We start from the raw sequence: 17,084 nt of genomic DNA, 5'->3' as shown, positions 1-17,084 counted from the left end.
CGCCACATGAATTTCATGGCGAATGGAATTACACTATCTCACCAACCCTCAATATTCTCTAAAACTTGTAAAAGTTGTTTCTTGACAGGCTCTAAACCGTTGATACAAGGCTGCGCTGAGTACAGGGACAGGAGTGCCTTCGTCAATGGCGGCTGCGATCGTCCAGCGTCCTTCACCCGAATCAGACACGCGCCCCCCAAAGCCTGATAGGTCTGGTTGTTCCAGGAGGGCGATCGCAGTTAGATCCAGTAGCCAGGAGGCAATTACACTGCCCCGTCGCCAAACTTCGGCAATATCGGGCAGATTCAAGTCATACTGATAGTGTTCAGGATTGCGGAGGGGGGTCGTTTCAGCATTAGCCACACGGTTTTGCTTACCCACATTGGCGTGATGCAAGATATTCAATCCTTCTGCGTAGGCTGCCATCAAACCATATTCGATGCCATTATGCACCATCTTGACAAAATGCCCCGCCCCATTCGATCCGCAGTGTAGATAGCCTTCTTCAGCCGTACCACCCACCTTTTCCCGTCCAGCAGTACGCGGAATATCACCCCGTCCGGGAGCTAATGATTGAAAAATGGGATCGAGATACTGAACCACCATCTCAGATCCACCAATCATCATGCAATAACCACGCTCCAAACCCCACACTCCGCCACTGGTTCCCACATCTAGGTAGTGGATGCCCTTTTGCATCAGATCATTTGCCCGTCGAATATCGTCAATGTAGTAAGAGTTGCCGCCATCAATTAAGATGTCGCCGGAATCAAGTTTTGCAGCCAGTTCCTTCACCATCTCCTCGGTTGGTTCTCCGGCTGGCACCATCAACCAAATCGCACGAGGTTTATCGAGCTTCTGGACAAAATCATCCAAGCTGTAAGTGCCGAGCGCCCCTTCTGATGTAAGCAGTTTCACTTTATCAGGTGTGCGATTGAACACCACACATTCATGGTTGTTTTGCAGCAGTCGCCGAACAATGTTCGCACCCATACGTCCTAGACCAATCACTCCCATCTGCATAATTTTTCTCCAATGTAATTCTCGTTTGCATACAGTCAGTTCTGATTAGAGATAAGGTTCTGGTTCATTAACAGAACAGCAATATTTGATCCTTCCTGCTCAAATCACCTGTACAAAAGGGAAGCGATGGGCTTAAGCTTCGCCAGAGGCGATCGCGACTCCGTTCGATGTATTGTTTTATCGATTATCGATTTATTTCTCAAATGTATATAATTGTGAGTGACCCGTTCTAGTTGAGGCTGAGATCACAAATCGACTCACCCCTTGCTCCCACTTTGCGGTTGCATCAACGGTGTAAGGACTAGCGGTGCCAAACTGGTTAAGGCTGCTGGGTGGAGGGGTGAAAACCAGATGAAACTTACTTCCGCGATGGGAACCGCTAATTTGAGCAAAGTTCTCACCATCATTAGACTTCAAACTTCCGTATAGTTTGCCGGCAGGATCGATAAATACGAGTATCTGCCCCTGAGAACCGACAGTACGGAAGGTTCCCGTCCAACTGCCCCGGTAGGGAAGTACATAGTCTTGAGAGGAATTTGGTTGAGCTTGGCTGACTGGAAGCGCCAAGAGAGACTGCGAGCGTAGCAGTCCAATCATGCCAATCGTTAAGATTCCACCAACCAATCGTTTTGTTGTTCGTGTCTTCATCAGTGGTTCTCTTTAAATAGATGATCGATCAACTGTCAATCTGTCAAATCCCTCGTAACTATATTGTTCTGAGGTGATAGTGGGAATCTCTTCAAAGTTTTCGCTTGGCGGCGGTGAGGAGGTTGTCCACTCTAATCCAGTGGCATACACAGATGAATCAGGGATCGCTCTCGTTGTTCAACCGAAGAGAGAGGCTATTTTGCAGTGGTTTCTGGCTTCATCTTGGGTCTGTGATAGCGATAGAAAGTTTCTTCCCTCAGCCATTCTGTGGTTGCCTTAAAGTCATGCAGTGGGGTGGGCAGCATTTCCAAATACACTGCACTGCGAATTAGATCGCCAGGTTTGCCAGTTATCTGCACTTTGTCAAACAACCTTGCTACCCCATTTCCTAAACCCAATTTCATTAGCGTACCCCGAAGACTCACATCGGCTGGGCTAGGGGATGCTCCTTTAGCAAGGGCAATCAAATTGTGAGCAATGCTTGCACCTTGCTGATATGCCACCTGGGCTAGAGCCGGTAAGGGTTGTGGCTGCACGTTCGCGCAATCGCCTGCGGCAAACACTTCTGGAAAATCCAGCAGTTGCAGAGTTGAAGTGACAAGTGGTAGCCCATGCTTATCCAGGTGATCTGCGGGAATTTGGGACTTGAGATTTTGGATGAGTGGGTTCACCGCAGTCCCGGCTGTCCAGATGGTGGTTTGAGTCAACAGCGTTTTTATCTCAGTGCTGTTGGCAGGTTGATACTCCAGGTGGTCTTGAGCAACCGCTTTCACCCCTACGCCTAATATCAACTCAACAGGTACTTTTCGAGTTCTGAAAGCGTGGAGAGCCTCTGACTGCAAACTTGCGTTGACATCACCTGCGAGAATCGTCTTGCCATGATTGATTAAGACAATGCGAATCTGACGAATATCGCCGCCGAGTTGGGCGTACCAGTCGGGTAACAAATCTGCCAGGGTTGCTGCCATTTCTACCCCTGTCGGGCCTGCCCCAACGACAGCAAACGTGAGGAGCGATCGCCGTTGTGTTTCGTCATCCGTTTGGCTAGCACGTTGCAAACATTCTCGTAATTGGCGTTCCAGAGCGATCGCATTCTCTCGTGTCCGAAATGCGAATGCGTTTTTTTGTGCGCCCTCTGTTCCTAAATAACCCTGAATACTGCCAACAGCTAAGACCAGATGACTATAGATATAATCTGAGTCAGAAACTAACTCAAGACGTTTTTCTTGCAGGTTGATCGCCACTACTTTGTCCTGTACAAAGTTGATATCACTGCCTTGGAGCAACTCTTTATAAGTCGGACAAACGACATCTTCTGACAATTCACCTGTCAATAGTTCATACAACATTGGCTTGAAGACAAACTCTTCTTGTGGATCAATCAAAATGATCGACCGCAAGTCTTGCTGATGACGCAGATGCAAGGCTGTAAAAAGACCTACGAAGCCTGCTCCGATAATCACTGTAGGGCGAGAAGAATTCATTTTAGGAAGTGGTTAATAAACAGCAGCAAGCAATCATGCACGAGTAGCATTGGAACCGAAATGTACGCTAACGACTGATTCCTGTGATCAAGATAAAGCTCTGGAACCATCAGAGCTTTAGAGACGGCATAATTAACCCTCTTTTGTCAGAGTGGGAGAATCCAATCGCCCAAACGGTTACAGGGCTTTAATTTCCACGTTTTGTCTATAAATTTTAGTTTCTGTTAGAAAATAAAGCCTCAAACCTTGATGAAATAAAACTTTCAGAATCAGGCTGAGATTATTGTTTTCCGAGAGTGATAAAACAGGGTTAAGAGATTAGGTCAGAAATAAAATATGACATTACAGGGTGTGGCTGCTGTTAATTTAAACAACAACTTCTTGAGCAACTTTAGGATTTACCCTAGTTAGAATCTGTTGCGCTCGATCAATTTCCTCATCTGTGCCTGAGACAATCACCATGAACTTACCAGCTTTGATTTCTGTCTCGTACTTCAGGGCTTGCTCTTTGGGAATTCCCAATCCTACAAGGGCACCTACCAGCCCCCCTGCCACAGCAGATCCTACACCCCCTACAACCATACCTTCGAGCCAACCTGCCAGCACTCCGGCAACGTGTCCAGCTACAATCACAGGGCCGACTCCTGGAATAAACAGCAAACCAACCCCTGTGAGAATGCCAAATAGTCCACCAAAAAAGCTGCCCCAATAACCTGCTTCTCCGGCTCCAGCTTTAGCCGTATCTTTCCAGGTGAGAAAGCCACGGATATGTTCAGTGGTTTGATAGTCTTTACCGATGATCGAAATCTTTTGCATATCAAAGCCCGCTTTTTGCAGTTCTAATACGGCGGCTTCTGCTTCAACATGGGATGGAAAAACTTTCACAGTTTCGTGTTTGTATGACATAGATTTGACTCCTTATGAGTGAGAATTAAACAGCATTATCTTTTAAGTGGACAAGACCTGATCGCACGCAGCGCCCGGATTGCTACCTGAGTGCGTTGGTGTTGGCGTAGCCTCTCGTAGAGAAGCCTTGCCTTCGGCATCGCTCGCACAGAATTCTTCAAAATATTGCGAACATGGGTTTTCGCCGTACCTGTTACTGATGTACAAATTTTGGGCAAATCCATCATTGCTGTACCCGTCAACAATCAGTTGCAATATCTCTAACTCTTGCTCAGTCAACGTTTCAATAGTAAGGATTTGGCTGTATTCCGGTTCTATGGCTCGAATTGCAATTGTTTCAGCATGGTTGCTGCCATCAGCTTGAACAGGATTTGCGTGTTGAAGCAATCTAGCGACCTTTTGGGCGACAGCAGTGAGTGCATGATTAATAGGAGAATTTCCAAAAAAGTTACTCTGAGTTGGAACTTTGGAATACTCAAAATCATCTTCAACTAGTAATGACATACGTGTCATAAAATTATCCTCAACGAAATATTGATTGAGATTACTGACTCAATTAGTAAATGATCTAAGCTGTTTGAAATACTGAGAAATTATTCTGTTGCCAGAAGACCATGAATAAAAATCAATAACACAATTGATCTGACGATGATGTAAAGCCGATCATGCTGTTACCAAAACGCGAACAATGTACACTTTTTTACATATATCAGGTAAGAATTGGGAAATATCAGGTCACGGTCAAAGCTCACTGATACTGTATGTTCAGCATCAGTGTTGAGCATACAACCCTCTTCTTACTATCTTTGTGTGAAGGAAACTGAAATATTGGAACTAAATTACTCTCAATATTTGCCTGAATTAAATATATGCAATTAACTCTAAGTTGTCGTCCACTTAAAGTTGGAACTTTTGTACAATACAATGATTGATGAATCAGTCCATATATCAATGTAAAGTTGGCTCCAACTAAGGTTGGAATTTAAATTCATACTAAAGTTCAATACCTTAGCCAGTTTATGAGGGTTCAACGCCTGTGAAAAGGGAATGGATATATCCCAAAAAAGTGAGCTTGGCAAAAATTTGGGCTAATAAAATAGGCTCAGGCTTTACCTTATGTATGGAAACTGGCAAGCAGGAATTTATGACCCCCTAGCATTTAAAAAATAAAGTCCTTTTGATATGACCCGACGAGAAAAAAATCAACAACACCGGGAATCTTTAAATCAGTAGTTGGGTAAGTTTTAGAGGATTGGTTGTTGTCATTCTTCAAATTCGACTATCAGAACCGTACCTCTGCATCACTAAATAAATATTAATAATAAGATGCAGAGGTAATTCATGTGTTAGCTTTCTAACTTTTGTTCATGATATTCGGAGATATGCTCATATACCTCCTCTGGAAACTGTAAGTCCTTATAAACGTTACAAGCATCTGGATTATCAGGATTCGAGCAGATGGGAAATTCTTGTTGCGACTGCCATTGAAGAACACGCTCACGCCGAGGCGGGTTATAATCTTTACCTTGCACTTGTGGATATAGCGAGCGTGCTTCTTGTTCAGTAAAATCTTTATCTTTTTGAAGATAGTCAATTAACTCAGAATTTCTGGGAGCAAAATGATAATTATCTATCGCACCAAATCGATACAATAGTAGCCGTGCATTATTAATTTTCGTGTGTTGCTTGATTTTTACTCCTTTCCCCCTTTGCTAATAAAAGCTAGTAATGCTAGATTTCGTTTACTTGCAATGTTTCAGGGTGATTTATGAACAAAGGTGAACTAGTTGATGCTGTAGCAACAAAGGCCAACGTCACAAAAAAGCAAGCCGATGAAATCATTAGTGCTTTTTTGTCAGTTGTTACCGAGGCTGTAGCCAATGGGGATAAGGTAACGCTCGTTGGGTTTGGGTCATTCGAGCGACGTGATCGCTCAGAACGTGAAGGGCGTAATCCGAAAACTAATGAGCCAATGACTATCCTAGCGACCAAAGTACCTGCGTTTTCTGCTGGGAAACAGTTTCGGGAGAAAGTAGCGCCATAGATGAATTGCTTTACCACTGGCTATCCAATCACTGTAAAGCTGTAACTCTCGCTTTTCTCAAGACAGCGTGGGGCAACGGTAGATGGAATGTGAGTGTCGAATTGCAGATGTAAAAAAAGCGCGATGGCGTAACCGCCCGCCTTCTTGCGATCACTACACTAACACCTGCCTTCGTGATGCCTTTTCTCGGAGCATCTTCTGTTGTTTATCAAAATCATCCAAACCTTACTATTAACTTCTTTCTTATTGATTTCACAATTGCCTACTCTCGAACCAAAATTTATTAATTTAAAAAACCAATTAGAAAATCAAGGGTTTCAGATAATAATTGAGCTACCACCAAAGCGAGGAACTTATGGATTATTGAGAGAGGCTGACAAAAAAATTTGGATTAATCCAGTAGTTTTTGAGCTACATATTAGTACTCAAACTCTAATTCATGAAGCAGTTCATGCTGCACAAGTATGTGCAGGGAAAGGGAAAATAAAAACTTTAGGTCTAAATATTCAGCCGAGTAATTATGCTCGACCTTTTTTTATGCGCTATACTGATGTTCACAGGCAAGATTTAGAAAGAGAAGCCTATGCAGTACAAACTCAACCTAATAGTTATGAACTAGCTGTATCCCTTCTTCAAAGATTTTGTAAATAGCTTTTAGCATAAAAGTAATGTATGTTTATAGACTCTACTGTGTAAAGTAAATCAGTAGAGTATCTCATAATAGCCCGATATTTTCTCCCAAACTTTTAACCAACAATTTTAGGGATATAATTTTCATGTGTTGCTTCCCACAACCCAACCCAATGGAATTAAACTGGTTAGCAGGTTTACCACTGTGCGTTCGCTGCTGATTTTTGGGAATTTAAAAATAGCGTTGCAATTTTGGGGAAAGCGAACTTCTAGTCATCACCAGCCAGAACACAGCCAAAGCAATAGATGTGGAATGAAAAGCGCACAATATTATGTTGAGTTATTCAAATATGTAATATCTATAATCAGAGGTAGCTAAACTCACCCACATTTGTGAAATGCTGTAATCAGTGCGATATCTAAGGAGAGGATCTCCATGACATCAAAAGGCAAGAAAAAGACCTCACGGCGTGGTTTTCTCCAAGGGGCGGCTATTAGTACAGCAGCTTTAAGTGCAGCAGAGTTACTAAAAAAAGAAGTGGCAGATGCTGCAAGTCCTGGACAGGATCAGGCAATCCCTCTCCAAAGTACTGAATTTGATTTTATTCAGAAATCGGCTGCCCTAGAGCCAGACAAGATTGTAGATAGTGCTTGTCAATTCTGCAATTCTCTGTGCCGATTGAAAGTTCACCTTAAAGACGGGCGGATTATAGATGTCTTAGGTGAACCAAATGACCCAGTACAGGATGGTGGGTTTTGTATCAAAGGGCCAATGATGACCCAGCTAGTCTACAATCGTTTTCGCTTGAAAAGCCCAATGAAGCGGGTTAGTGGAAACAAAGGTGACAGCAGTTCTAAATTTGAGCCAATTTCTTGGGATGAAGCACTTTCAATTATAGCTAGCAAGTTTTTGGCACTCAGGGATGCAGGTGAAGCTAGAGCGATCGCGAACAAAACCTCTGGCAGACTCCCACGGGGGACAGGTTCTCTGGTCGGACGCTATTTTAGTATGCTGGGCAGTCCTAATAATACCGATGTTGGGCCTGTATGCAACGATGCAGGTGGCAATGCTTTGGCATGGACATTTGGCTTGGGTAATTTTACAAACGGTTACGGAATCGATGATGTGACTAAAAAAGAAGATTTGGGAAGTGCCAAATTCTTTCTGTTTTTAGGTACGAATCAAGCAGAAACCCATCCTGTAACCTTTGCCTATCTTCTCAGAAGTCGTGTTCAGACCAAAGCCAAATTAGTAGTTATCGACCCGCGCTTGACTCCTACAGGAGCGCAAGCTGATGAGTGGATTGCACCGAAACCACACACTGACTTGGCTTTGGTTTTGGCAATGCTCTATCACATTGTGACTAACAACTTATACGATACTGGCTTTGTAAAACGATGGGTACTAGGTTTTGATGAACTGAAAAATCACCTAAAAAGCTTCAGCTACACACCAGAGTGGGCAGCCAAAGTGACGGATGTTCCAGCATCAAAAATTAGGTCGATAGCTGAGGCTTATGCCAAAACTAAGCCTGCTGCTATTTTCTGCAACGCTGGGATTTCTCATCAATTGGGGGCTTTTGACACTTACCGTTGTTTGACATTCCTAGCCGCGATTACAGGCAATATTGGTATTCCTGGTGGTGGTTGCAATTTTATGCACAATACCTGGCCAGGGGAATTGAAGTTGCCAGCGATTATTGGTAAAACGCCTAGCAAAGAGATTGCACTACCAGTTGGGCCAGATTATTTTGCGGAATCGATCATTTCAGGTGAACCTTATCAACTCAAAGCGATCGTTACTCAGGGGAATCCTTTATTGGCTTGTTCAGACACAATTAAAGTACAACAGGCTTACCGCCAATTAGAATTTTATGTTTACACTGGATTGTTTATGGAAGAATCAGCCTACTATGCTGATATTATTTTGCCAGTAACCAGTGGTTTTGAAATGGAAACCGTTTATATGCGGCGGGATGATCGAGCAATCCGTTGGCAAGAACAAGTGGTGACTCCGGTAGGTGAGTCCAAACCAGATTGGCATATCTGGATTGATTTAGCACACGCCACAGCGAAATTAGACAAACGCAATCCGCCTGAATACTGGAGGGACAACTTTCCTGATTCTTGGAAAGACTATCGTCAACTGTGGGCAACTTTTCTAACCAATACTCCAGGAATGGGAGGTATGACCCAACAGAGACTATCTCAAAGAACAGAACCCTTGCGTTGGCCTTGTCCCACAGTAGATCATCCTGGTGTCAGCACACTTTACCTAGATGATGCATCTTGGTATGAAGCCGCATCAGCTCTTAACCCTGATAATATTGGTAAGCGATTTTTAACTCCCAGTGGGAAAGTAGAAATTTATACTCCTCAATTACAAAGTCGGCTAGCTGAGGCTGGACACTCTGCTCTGCCAAGCTTCTATACCCATCCAGAGGTAATAGGTAAGCATCCTACCATTGAATACACATCTGAGTTGGTAAAAAATCCTGTAAATCCAGAGGCACTGACTCAAAACATTAAATTAGGAAAAATGACTTCTGGTGAGGTACATAAAGAGTACCCACTAATGGGAATGACTGGCAGACCAAGTGTAGTTCATTTCCACTCTGTAACTCACTGGACTTATACGGGTAAGCAAATGAATGGTGTTCGATTGGTACAAATTCACCCAGAAGCTGCGAAAAAAGTAGGCATTAAAAATGGTGATGAAATTATAGTTGAAAGTCCCAGAGGAGCAATCACTGGCACTGCATTGGTTTGGTCAGGAATTCGAGAAGATACTATTTTTGTCCCTGGCTGGTTCGGGCCTGGGCAGAAAATGGCAGAAGAGTTTGGAACTCCCTACTATGAGTCAGTTAATATCTTGATAGATAAACAATATTATGACAATCTCTCAGGACAGCAGGCATTTAAATGTTTTGCCTGCCGAGTCAAAAAAGCATAAGAATTACTTGTTCTTTGATTTTGAGTATCTCCCCACTTATTTCAACCAAATATGTGTCTTGATGATATCGTGATTGCTCGTGCCAGCCTCAGCGATGTTACTGGAATTCTCAAGTTGGCGCAAGCCAATGACGCAGAACATGGTGGTATGTTGTTAGGTCATCTTGAGCCAGAGGCAGTGATGATGACCATATCTAAAATGCCGAGCATTGTAGCCCGCAAAGATGGGCAAGTTGTAGGATTCTTACTCAGTTGGTCAAAGGCAACTGCTAATTTACCAATTATAACGGTAATGTTACAAGCCTACGCTGGTACAAAAGATTCTTACTTATATGGCCCCATCTGTGTTGATGAAACTATGCGAGGGCAAGGTATTGCTGCGGTAATGTTTGCTAAATTGAAAGATTTTTTACCAGAACGGGAAGGGATACTGTTCATCAAGGCAAACAACAAAGCATCACTTCAGGCACATCAAAAGATGGGTATGTGCAAGATGGCAGAGTTCATCTATGAAGGCACTGAATTTTTGGTATTCGCCTATAATGGCTAACTACTTGATAAGGTTTGGGTGATTCGAGCGACGCGTAGCTTGCCGCCGTAGGCATCGCTTTTAAGAGCGAGGGGCGTAATCCGAAAACCAATGAGCTAATGACTATTCCAGCTACCAAAGTGCCTGCATTTTCTGCTGGGAAACAGTTTAAAGAAAAAGTAGCGCCATAGATTAATTGCTTTACCACTGGCGATCCAATCACTGCAAAGCCACAATCGATTAATTCAAGTATCGAATCGACTATGAAACTTTGACTGCTTCTTAGGGAGTATGTCAATACAATTCTGGTATTACTCCCGTACCAACAAATCTGTTTCTGCTAAAATCGCGTCTTCCAGCACGTAAATTTTGAGGCAGTGCCATGTGTGCAAAGGGATTTGGACAGCCCCAACCCACCAAAATCGATAAACTTATTGAATCTGCGGTGCGTTATTGTCACAAGCGACACCCAGAAGACCTAGACAGCATCTTTGATAATCTACCTGTCAACCTCAACCAACGAGTAGTAACGGGGATTTTGGCAGCATTGCAGAAAGATATTGACACTTTGAGTTGGTTTTGCGGCTATATGGCATCAGAAATCAACCGCAGTGAGGACAACCAAAAGCCTCATCATCCCATCGCCGAACTTAGCAAAACTCTGATTACATCGGGGATGGAACCGTTTACTGATTTTATGCCTTATCCTGGTTGCCGCCTCGTCATACTCAATTCGGAAAAATTTGAATCATTACCAAAGTCAGTTCAAACCATAGTGCAGCAAGCTTTTGATATTAGAGAAAGTAGTGGGACAGAGGCACAAAGGATAAATGATGCGTTGCTACAAGAGTTGATGGTTCAGGAATAAGTAAAAAATGTGATGAAGTACCCGCACGCCAACTCTTGGAGACGCTTTGCTCTCGCAAGATCCACGTTCGCGGAGCGTGCCGTAGGCAAGTGGTACGGTATAAAGCATGAGTGAGCCACCCTACCCAAAAGGCTTCCCCCATCGTTCTCCATTATCTTTGATTAAATGGCGACACCGAATAGCCCGTCGCAGGCATCGCCACTTCCAAATTAAACTCAATTCCAACTCCTGCCGTGCGATCGCTGTGTTGATTTTGGGCATTTTAAAATAGCATTTACTAAATACAGCTATGTTTAAAGGATTCGGTGGGCCAAAGAAAAAATCAGTGCTTGAAGAGAATGAACTGACTACAGGCATTGTTCAGCATCCAGTTACAGGACTTTGGCAGACATGGATATCATTTACAGGTAATGATATTCAATGTATTACCGCCCATGCGAACCCTGATGATGCTGACCGGGTAGCGAAACAGATTGCTGATGCTTGGAGTGAGGGGAAATACAAAACTGGGGAAGAGGTGACAGCTTTTATTACATCTCTGCCGACTGATGCTGTCATAGACCCATTGCCCCAAAATATTGTGATGCAACTGAGCAAGCAGGCATTAAGCGCAAGAAAGTAAGAAAGAGTGATGGCTTTACAGAGTGCGTTCAATTGCTGCCAAATTGGGCATTTCAAGGAAGACCGTGGGTTTAGGAATCTGGATCGATGCAGTTGAGATGCTCACAGCCAAAAGCTTGAGTCATCATTGCAGCTAGCTGTTGAGAAACTTGTCCATCAAAGTTGAGTTTGAGCATGATTTGGTCATAGGTTTGTCCCTACACTATCAGCTTTGCCATTTGCTTAAACTCTACCCAAGTCAAATCACTCTCAACAAATGCTTTCGCAAGAGTAATTACAAGCTCCTCATAATCATTGTCTTCCAATTTTGTCATCATTCGGTGTTCAATGTGAAGCGAATCATCGAAACAGTAATACCAGGATTTCGGTTGCTGTTTAACTACCTTTCGGAAAAAATCTTGTTGTTTAGAAAGGTTAACAGCGCGATCTGCTTCACTACAGACCATTAAAATAGGAGCGGAAACACAGCCTTGAGCCTTTTCTGAAACTTCCTTTGCCAACTGAAGAAATATCCGTAATGACTTGAGACAAAAACCTTTATAACCAAAATTGCCAGATGCGTCTTTGTTAAACCATTCAAAGTAAATTGGTAGGATTTTGATAAGTTGATCTAATAGTGAGTAACGGCTAGCTAAATAAGGGGTGAATAATAAAGTGCTGGCAATCTCCTGGGGATGCTCTAAAGCTAACCAAGCAGCTAAAGTTCCACCTGTTGACAATCCACCAATTACAACTTGTTGGCCTAGTGTTTTTGCAATCTGCAACCATTTGAGAAGAAATTGTTGATATATCTGAATATCTGTTGGGAGTGGTGGGGGATTTTTACAACTCCAGTTTCCTGAGCGTCCATGACCGGGCTGTAAAGGAATTAGAACGTTATGTCCCTTGTTAAAGAAGGCTTGACCAAGCGGCTCAAACTGGTAGGGGCCTGCTGTAAAACCATGCAAAAACAAAAAAACTTTTGACGTGAAGTAAGGATGAATTAAAAATTTGGAGCGACAGGCTTCATTTTTCAGACCTAGTGTGGACTCTAATTGGTGAACTTGCTCCAGGATTTCTGCTGTATTTTGAATGCCAACTTTCATTTATTACTTATTGTGTTCACATATATAGTTCACTTTATTGATTAAGTAGTTACTTCAAATCTAGCAGAGGACATATTCTTAAGTTAGTCTGTCAGAAGCGAGAAACATTTTTTATTATTGATGAGTATTCACTCTAAACGCTCCCTCTGGTTGCCATAGCTCATCCAGCCCCTAACTTGATAGTTCGCAAAACCAGCATTTCTATTTAGTTAAAAGGCTGTCCCCACAGTTCCCAATTCTCCTTGTTAAAAGGACTTCGCCACTTTAGAATCAACTTCAACTCCAACTGCTGCCGTGCGCGTCGGTCAACCGGAGCATCCCACCAAAACGCTGCATTCACAGCCGTCGTCAACCCATACCGAGAATGCAAATTCTGGTAATTTGCAATGTATTCTTTGCAGTCATGAATACCTTTCCACCGCTTATTACTGCGGCAAGTTTCCCCAACATATAGCACTAGCCCAACTGCTGAATCCAAAATAAAATATAGACAAGCATCGCCAGAGCTATCAGCAGGTTTTCTGTAGAAAGACATTGGGACAAGGTGTAGCTTCAGTGGGTCAATTGCGTTGGGATCGCAGTGGTTGGAAGTGAGGTCGAACAGTGTAGTCTGCTGTAATGGTTGGCTTTCTCGCTGCCGTTGCTGATGAGTCAGTATGCGCGATTTCCATTCTTGTAAAGCATCAGCACTCATCAGCAGAGTGTCTGTTTTACTACCATAGCTAGGTGTAATTGTATTGTTGTCAAAGAGATTGAGTTGTTGGGGTTCCAAAGATGTTTGTTGAGTGCAACCAGAGTCATGATAAAGTATTCCAACACAGAGATGACAGTGGCGATCGCTCAGACTAGGGGCTAATTGATTAAGAACTCAATAAACCAGACATATTTAAAACTCGTTCTGACCAATTAGAAGCAACATCAGCTATGCTTACCCTTTGGCTTGATTGCTCCTTGATGGTATCCCAATTGCGTTGCCAATCTTGTAACAAGTCTTGAAGTTGGTTTAATTCGACATTATAGGTTTCACTATTTTGCTGTCTTAAAGACAAATACAACAAACTTTCGTGTAACAATACTGGAATAACTTGGTTACAATCGCTACTTTGTACCCAAGACTTCAAGTGTGCCAGACTTGATGCTAATTCACCCAATTGCTGTGGTTGGGTTAGATGTAAAAAACTAGCTTCAATCGCACTCCAGTTGGGCATCAAAATCCTCCTAGCAACTGCTGGATAAAAAATAATTTTGCGTTGAAGCATCGATTGAAAGAGTTAGTGGTATATTAGTACAAAAGAACTATCAAACCAGGTTCAACAGCTTCAAACTGCAATAGTTATTAATATTTTGTACTTCCAAATTGAGGAATGCTATGGCAGATTCTAATTCCCTACTTTCTTTGTATGAAGAATTAGTACAAGATCATTCCAGCCAATTCGATCCACAAATTGCTTCTTTGCAAGAGTTGGTCATTACACGAATGCAAGAAATTCGTGACGCAGAACAGAGCTTAGTAGAAACACAAGCAATAGAACTTAAACGGATCACTGATGCTCTCGCTACTGATGCTCGTTGCTTGTTGCCAACGCCAGGATTAAGAGCATTTGTACAAGAGTTAAAACAGACTAAAAGTAATAATTGGTACACGCGCAAATCAGAATTTAGTATTGCAGAAGATCCAACTACTTGGTTATTGGCGATGCTCGAACTACCGATAGGTTTGAGCAACTACCAAACTCACGAAGACCTGAATGGTTATGATGACGAACGTAACTTTATCGGGTATAGCTATACTCTGTCTCTAAAATTAGGTTCAGTTGAGCATTCGCTCAATGAAATACCATTAAAACGCATATATAACGTCAACGAGTGTAGTGAAACTTCTATAAAAGGGCAAATTGAGGACTACATTTATGGTGACGTAAAATATTTACTTAGAGATATGGAATATCCAGAGTCACAAAAACAGCAATTAGCGGCTGAAATCAGCACATTAGTAGGTTACTCCCTCAAAATATTCGCACTTAAACCTAGAAGAGCTATTTTTAATTATTCATCCATAGAGGAAGACTGATGCAATTGTATTTGAGCTTGTCAGCCTATGGTGGAGTTTCAACCCGTGAAGCATTAACAATATTTTGGAATGCAGGAATCCGGTATGTTGAGCTAGCAATTGGGCCTCGACCTGATACTGATTCAGCGCAAGCAGTAGAGGATTTTAGACAACAGGGAATGGTCTATCGAGCGCATCATGCTTTTGTTTGGAGCGCACGCCATTATTCTTTCAACCTAGCTCAACCTCAAGATTGGAAATATTTTGAGGAACTGATAGACTATTTAGCTAGCATGGGTGTTACCGCTTATTCAGTGCATGGAGGAAACTTCTGTAAAACAACTGAACGCGTTTTAGCGTATACAACATTTGTAAAAAACATTCATCGTCTTCATCGGCTTTGTCTGACGCGAGGTATTGTTCTGGGTGTAGAAACAATGTATCCTACACTCCCAAATAGTGCTGTTGAGAACCTCTTAGATAATGCTTCAGAACTTGCTCAATTTTGCCAAGATGTTCCCCAGGTCAAGATAGTTGTGGACTTGGCCCATCTCAACATTTGGCGTGACAAAACCGAAATACTGTTGAATGAATGGTTGGGACTTCCACCAGAGAAACTTTTAGAAATTCACATTTCAGACAATGATGGACGGCAAGATATACATTCGCGGATTACGGACAATACTTGGTGGTTATCTCAGATTACTAATTTTCCAAAGGGAATTCCCTTGGTGTTAGAGAGCCGATTAAATCGATTGCCTGTTTCAGTAGTGCAGCAAGAGTACAACCGGATCGCTGCTTTAACTTTCCGATAGTTAACTAATAATAGTTTGTAACAAGCCACTTATATTCTGTGATTGCCAAGGCCAAAGCCCTAGTAACCGAAATCTTTTAAGTGCTGCTTGATATGACTTCTTACTATTATATCCTTCCTCAATATACTGGTTATTGTAATAACCGTAAACTATCAAGCTTGCATCAATTGCTTTCAAAAATGATTCGGGTGCAGTTACAGAATTTAAACTTTTAAAAGACTCACTAATATATCTATGTATATAGTCGAGAAAATTATTAATTTCTTGGCGTGTAAACTCTGATTCAAATACTTCATTCTGGATTGGAGGTATGTCTGATTCATCTTCAAATACTTTATATATTCGATAATATATCCAGCCTTTAGCATCAAAAATATGCAATAAATAGAAAAAACTTCCTATTGTTTTATTAATAGTTAGTAATAATGGGAAACTAAAAGAGCCTTTGCAACTATCAAATGAATCACTGCTATTTCCAAAAAGCCAAGTTAACGTGATAAACGACTGTGCTAGGTTCAAATTGTCTTGGCTTTTATTTTCAGACAAGTAAATATTCTTGAAGAATGAATCTTCATCTTTAATAAAAAAACTATTTTTTTGAAGCTTTCTATATTCATAGTCATCTAATCTCCACAATTCATATTTAATTGCTTCTAATTCAAACTCGAATTTGATTCGCTCTTTAATTTGTCTAACTACTTGCTTCATGTGTTTTGAATCAATTTAGTAAGAATTATATAGTATTAATGTACTACTATACCGTTTAAATTTATTTTTTCCGACAGAACTCATGAAAATCTCCGTTAATGACACTCGCCACTGCTCTAGGCAATCGTTCATTTCATAAAAGATGGTAGTATTTGAGAGTATTTATCGTGGCGTTTAAGATGGCAATAGAAATGTATCCATCATCCTTTCGTTGCGATTGTGGACATGAATCGTATTTCTTTGAAAATACGATTAGGGATATGGAGAAATTGAGCGCAACTAAACAAGTCACTTTAAGCGACACCGAAGATAACAAACACACAATTATTTTTTCTAAGGGGAAGGCGATAGAGATGATTTGCTCCAAACTAGGAGACTGCAAAATAACCAAGTCACAGTAACCGTTTTGATGGAAAAGTGAACTACTCGGATCTACACATCCACCAGCCAATCACAGACCACAGGCTGAAAATCAACTTCTGTGCGTTCGTCCTTGACGTTGGCGCAGCCATCGCCCCAAACCCAAAACTTTAACTCATCCATTCGAGCCATTCGGGAGCCTCGGACACCAACTGACCAAAAATCTGCGGTTGTGCCTCCTCAAACACCACCATCACACCCCAACCCTCATCGCTTTTAAGGGTAGAGAGAAACTCTTTAATCGCATCCACACCAGACTCTAGCCGTTCCATGAAGCTGACAAAGTAACATTTAACCTGCT

Annotated in this window: 20 protein-coding genes and 1 pseudogene; 9 read left to right on the top strand and 12 right to left on the bottom strand. The window is 42.1% G+C overall.

Annotation, left to right across the window (positions count from 1 at the left end; genetic code table 11):
• Nucleotides 1-48: 48 nt before the first annotated feature.
• The 6 genes from gnd to V7K69_RS06475 form a co-directional block, all read right to left on the bottom strand.
• Entirely contained in the window at nucleotides 49-1,023 is a 975-nt protein-coding gene (gene gnd, locus V7K69_RS06500; RefSeq protein WP_335032474.1) for a phosphogluconate dehydrogenase (NAD(+)-dependent, decarboxylating), read from the bottom strand.
• A gap of 192 nt (nucleotides 1,024-1,215) precedes the next feature.
• On the bottom strand, nucleotides 1,216-1,671 hold the full coding sequence (locus V7K69_RS06495) for a hypothetical protein (RefSeq protein WP_335032472.1): 456 nt from the start codon (nucleotides 1,669-1,671) through the stop codon (nucleotides 1,216-1,218).
• Nucleotides 1,672-1,865: 194 nt separating this feature from the next.
• Nucleotides 1,866-3,155 carry an NAD(P)/FAD-dependent oxidoreductase gene (locus tag V7K69_RS06490; RefSeq protein ID WP_335032470.1) on the bottom strand — a complete coding sequence of 430 codons (1,290 nt, stop codon included), beginning with the start codon at nucleotides 3,153-3,155 and terminating at the stop codon, nucleotides 1,866-1,868.
• A gap of 366 nt (nucleotides 3,156-3,521) precedes the next feature.
• Nucleotides 3,522-4,061 (bottom strand): general stress protein, encoded by a 540-nt coding sequence (locus tag V7K69_RS06485; protein ID WP_335032468.1) that lies wholly within the window; start codon nucleotides 4,059-4,061, stop codon nucleotides 3,522-3,524.
• Between the two features lie 42 nt (nucleotides 4,062-4,103).
• A complete protein-coding gene (locus V7K69_RS06480; RefSeq protein WP_335032466.1) occupies nucleotides 4,104-4,574 on the bottom strand; it encodes a LuxR C-terminal-related transcriptional regulator in 471 nt (156 codons plus the stop codon).
• Between the two features lie 833 nt (nucleotides 4,575-5,407).
• Nucleotides 5,408-5,713 (bottom strand): hypothetical protein, encoded by a 306-nt coding sequence (locus tag V7K69_RS06475; RefSeq protein ID WP_335032464.1) that lies wholly within the window; start codon nucleotides 5,711-5,713, stop codon nucleotides 5,408-5,410.
• A gap of 116 nt (nucleotides 5,714-5,829) precedes the next feature.
• Here V7K69_RS06475 and V7K69_RS06470 point away from each other — a divergent pair, with 116 nt between their 5' ends.
• The 6 genes and pseudogenes from V7K69_RS06470 (at nucleotide 5,830) to V7K69_RS06445 (ending at nucleotide 11,084) form a co-directional block, all read left to right on the top strand.
• Nucleotides 5,830-6,105: an HU family DNA-binding protein gene (locus tag V7K69_RS06470; protein WP_335032462.1), complete on the top strand. Its 276-nt coding sequence runs from the start codon at nucleotides 5,830-5,832 to the stop codon at nucleotides 6,103-6,105.
• Nucleotides 6,106-6,306: 201 nt separating this feature from the next.
• Entirely contained in the window at nucleotides 6,307-6,756 is a 450-nt protein-coding gene (locus tag V7K69_RS06465) for a hypothetical protein (RefSeq protein ID WP_335032460.1), read from the top strand.
• Nucleotides 6,757-7,171: 415 nt separating this feature from the next.
• On the top strand, nucleotides 7,172-9,688 hold the full coding sequence (locus tag V7K69_RS06460; protein WP_335032458.1) for a molybdopterin-containing oxidoreductase family protein: 2,517 nt from the start codon (nucleotides 7,172-7,174) through the stop codon (nucleotides 9,686-9,688).
• A 51-nt stretch (nucleotides 9,689-9,739) separates the two neighbouring features.
• Entirely contained in the window at nucleotides 9,740-10,237 is a 498-nt protein-coding gene (locus V7K69_RS06455; RefSeq protein WP_335032456.1) for a GNAT family N-acetyltransferase, read from the top strand.
• A gap of 68 nt (nucleotides 10,238-10,305) precedes the next feature.
• Nucleotides 10,306-10,407 (top strand): annotated as a pseudogene (locus V7K69_RS06450) (HU family DNA-binding protein); the annotation flags it as partial.
• Nucleotides 10,408-10,598: 191 nt separating this feature from the next.
• Nucleotides 10,599-11,084: a hypothetical protein gene (locus tag V7K69_RS06445; protein WP_094345298.1), complete on the top strand. Its 486-nt coding sequence runs from the start codon at nucleotides 10,599-10,601 to the stop codon at nucleotides 11,082-11,084.
• A gap of 120 nt (nucleotides 11,085-11,204) precedes the next feature.
• Here the strand turns inward: V7K69_RS06445 and V7K69_RS06440 are convergent, their stop codons facing one another.
• On the bottom strand, nucleotides 11,205-11,345 hold the full coding sequence (locus tag V7K69_RS06440) for a hypothetical protein (protein ID WP_335032454.1): 141 nt from the start codon (nucleotides 11,343-11,345) through the stop codon (nucleotides 11,205-11,207).
• A gap of 64 nt (nucleotides 11,346-11,409) precedes the next feature.
• On the opposite strand from V7K69_RS06440, the gene V7K69_RS06435 reads away from it, so the two are divergent.
• The gene (locus V7K69_RS06435; protein ID WP_335032452.1) at nucleotides 11,410-11,706 is read left to right on the top strand and encodes a hypothetical protein; all 297 of its coding nucleotides are present in this window, start codon (nucleotides 11,410-11,412) and stop codon (nucleotides 11,704-11,706) included.
• A 196-nt stretch (nucleotides 11,707-11,902) separates the two neighbouring features.
• Here the strand turns inward: V7K69_RS06435 and V7K69_RS06430 are convergent, their stop codons facing one another.
• The 3 genes from V7K69_RS06430 to V7K69_RS06420 form a co-directional block, all read right to left on the bottom strand.
• On the bottom strand, nucleotides 11,903-12,790 hold the full coding sequence (locus tag V7K69_RS06430; RefSeq protein ID WP_335032451.1) for an alpha/beta hydrolase: 888 nt from the start codon (nucleotides 12,788-12,790) through the stop codon (nucleotides 11,903-11,905).
• Nucleotides 12,791-12,995: 205 nt separating this feature from the next.
• Nucleotides 12,996-13,562: a GIY-YIG nuclease family protein gene (locus V7K69_RS06425; protein WP_335032449.1), complete on the bottom strand. Its 567-nt coding sequence runs from the start codon at nucleotides 13,560-13,562 to the stop codon at nucleotides 12,996-12,998.
• An 88-nt stretch (nucleotides 13,563-13,650) separates the two neighbouring features.
• Nucleotides 13,651-13,998 carry a hypothetical protein gene (locus V7K69_RS06420; RefSeq protein WP_335032165.1) on the bottom strand — a complete coding sequence of 116 codons (348 nt, stop codon included), beginning with the start codon at nucleotides 13,996-13,998 and terminating at the stop codon, nucleotides 13,651-13,653.
• A 161-nt stretch (nucleotides 13,999-14,159) separates the two neighbouring features.
• Here V7K69_RS06420 and V7K69_RS06415 point away from each other — a divergent pair, with 161 nt between their 5' ends.
• Complete coding sequence (locus tag V7K69_RS06415) at nucleotides 14,160-14,861, top strand: hypothetical protein (RefSeq protein WP_335032163.1); 702 nt, start codon at nucleotides 14,160-14,162, stop codon at nucleotides 14,859-14,861.
• On the top strand, nucleotides 14,861-15,655 hold the full coding sequence (locus V7K69_RS06410; protein WP_335032447.1) for a sugar phosphate isomerase/epimerase family protein: 795 nt from the start codon (nucleotides 14,861-14,863) through the stop codon (nucleotides 15,653-15,655). The genes V7K69_RS06415 and V7K69_RS06410 overlap by 1 nt, the downstream gene beginning before the upstream one ends.
• Here the strand turns inward: V7K69_RS06410 and V7K69_RS06405 are convergent, their stop codons facing one another.
• Together V7K69_RS06405 and V7K69_RS06400 are read right to left on the bottom strand one after the other, a co-directional pair.
• Nucleotides 15,656-16,363 (bottom strand): hypothetical protein, encoded by a 708-nt coding sequence (locus V7K69_RS06405; RefSeq protein ID WP_335032159.1) that lies wholly within the window; start codon nucleotides 16,361-16,363, stop codon nucleotides 15,656-15,658.
• 530 nt (nucleotides 16,364-16,893) lie between these two features.
• Nucleotides 16,894-17,084, bottom strand: a 191-nt coding sequence (locus V7K69_RS06400; protein WP_335032445.1) for a hypothetical protein, incomplete at its 5' end; no start/stop codon positions are given.

This window comes from Nostoc sp. (assembly GCF_036917775.1).
Classification (GTDB): domain Bacteria; phylum Cyanobacteriota; class Cyanobacteriia; order Cyanobacteriales; family Nostocaceae; genus Nostoc.
The sequence above is the reverse complement of the archived record's forward strand: the minus strand, read 5'-3'. Positions and strand labels throughout refer to the sequence as shown.

Coding starts and splice junctions, on each gene's coding strand:
- gnd (WP_335032474.1), bottom strand. CDS start 1,023: ATGCAGATGGGAGTGATTGGTCTAGGACGTATGGGTGCGAACATTGTT.
- V7K69_RS06495 (WP_335032472.1), bottom strand. CDS start 1,671: ATGAAGACACGAACAACAAAACGATTGGTTGGTGGAATCTTAACGATT.
- V7K69_RS06490 (WP_335032470.1), bottom strand. CDS start 3,155: ATGAATTCTTCTCGCCCTACAGTGATTATCGGAGCAGGCTTCGTAGGT.
- V7K69_RS06485 (WP_335032468.1), bottom strand. CDS start 4,061: ATGTCATACAAACACGAAACTGTGAAAGTTTTTCCATCCCATGTTGAA.
- V7K69_RS06480 (WP_335032466.1), bottom strand. CDS start 4,574: ATGACACGTATGTCATTACTAGTTGAAGATGATTTTGAGTATTCCAAA.
- V7K69_RS06470 (WP_335032462.1), top strand. CDS start 5,830: ATGAACAAAGGTGAACTAGTTGATGCTGTAGCAACAAAGGCCAACGTC.
- V7K69_RS06460 (WP_335032458.1), top strand. CDS start 7,172: ATGACATCAAAAGGCAAGAAAAAGACCTCACGGCGTGGTTTTCTCCAA.
- V7K69_RS06455 (WP_335032456.1), top strand. CDS start 9,740: ATGTGTCTTGATGATATCGTGATTGCTCGTGCCAGCCTCAGCGATGTT.
- V7K69_RS06445 (WP_094345298.1), top strand. CDS start 10,599: ATGTGTGCAAAGGGATTTGGACAGCCCCAACCCACCAAAATCGATAAA.
- V7K69_RS06440 (WP_335032454.1), bottom strand. CDS start 11,345: ATGCCCAAAATCAACACAGCGATCGCACGGCAGGAGTTGGAATTGAGT.
- V7K69_RS06430 (WP_335032451.1), bottom strand. CDS start 12,790: ATGAAAGTTGGCATTCAAAATACAGCAGAAATCCTGGAGCAAGTTCAC.
- V7K69_RS06420 (WP_335032165.1), bottom strand. CDS start 13,998: ATGCCCAACTGGAGTGCGATTGAAGCTAGTTTTTTACATCTAACCCAA.
- V7K69_RS06415 (WP_335032163.1), top strand. CDS start 14,160: ATGGCAGATTCTAATTCCCTACTTTCTTTGTATGAAGAATTAGTACAA.
- V7K69_RS06410 (WP_335032447.1), top strand. CDS start 14,861: ATGCAATTGTATTTGAGCTTGTCAGCCTATGGTGGAGTTTCAACCCGT.
- V7K69_RS06405 (WP_335032159.1), bottom strand. CDS start 16,363: ATGAAGCAAGTAGTTAGACAAATTAAAGAGCGAATCAAATTCGAGTTT.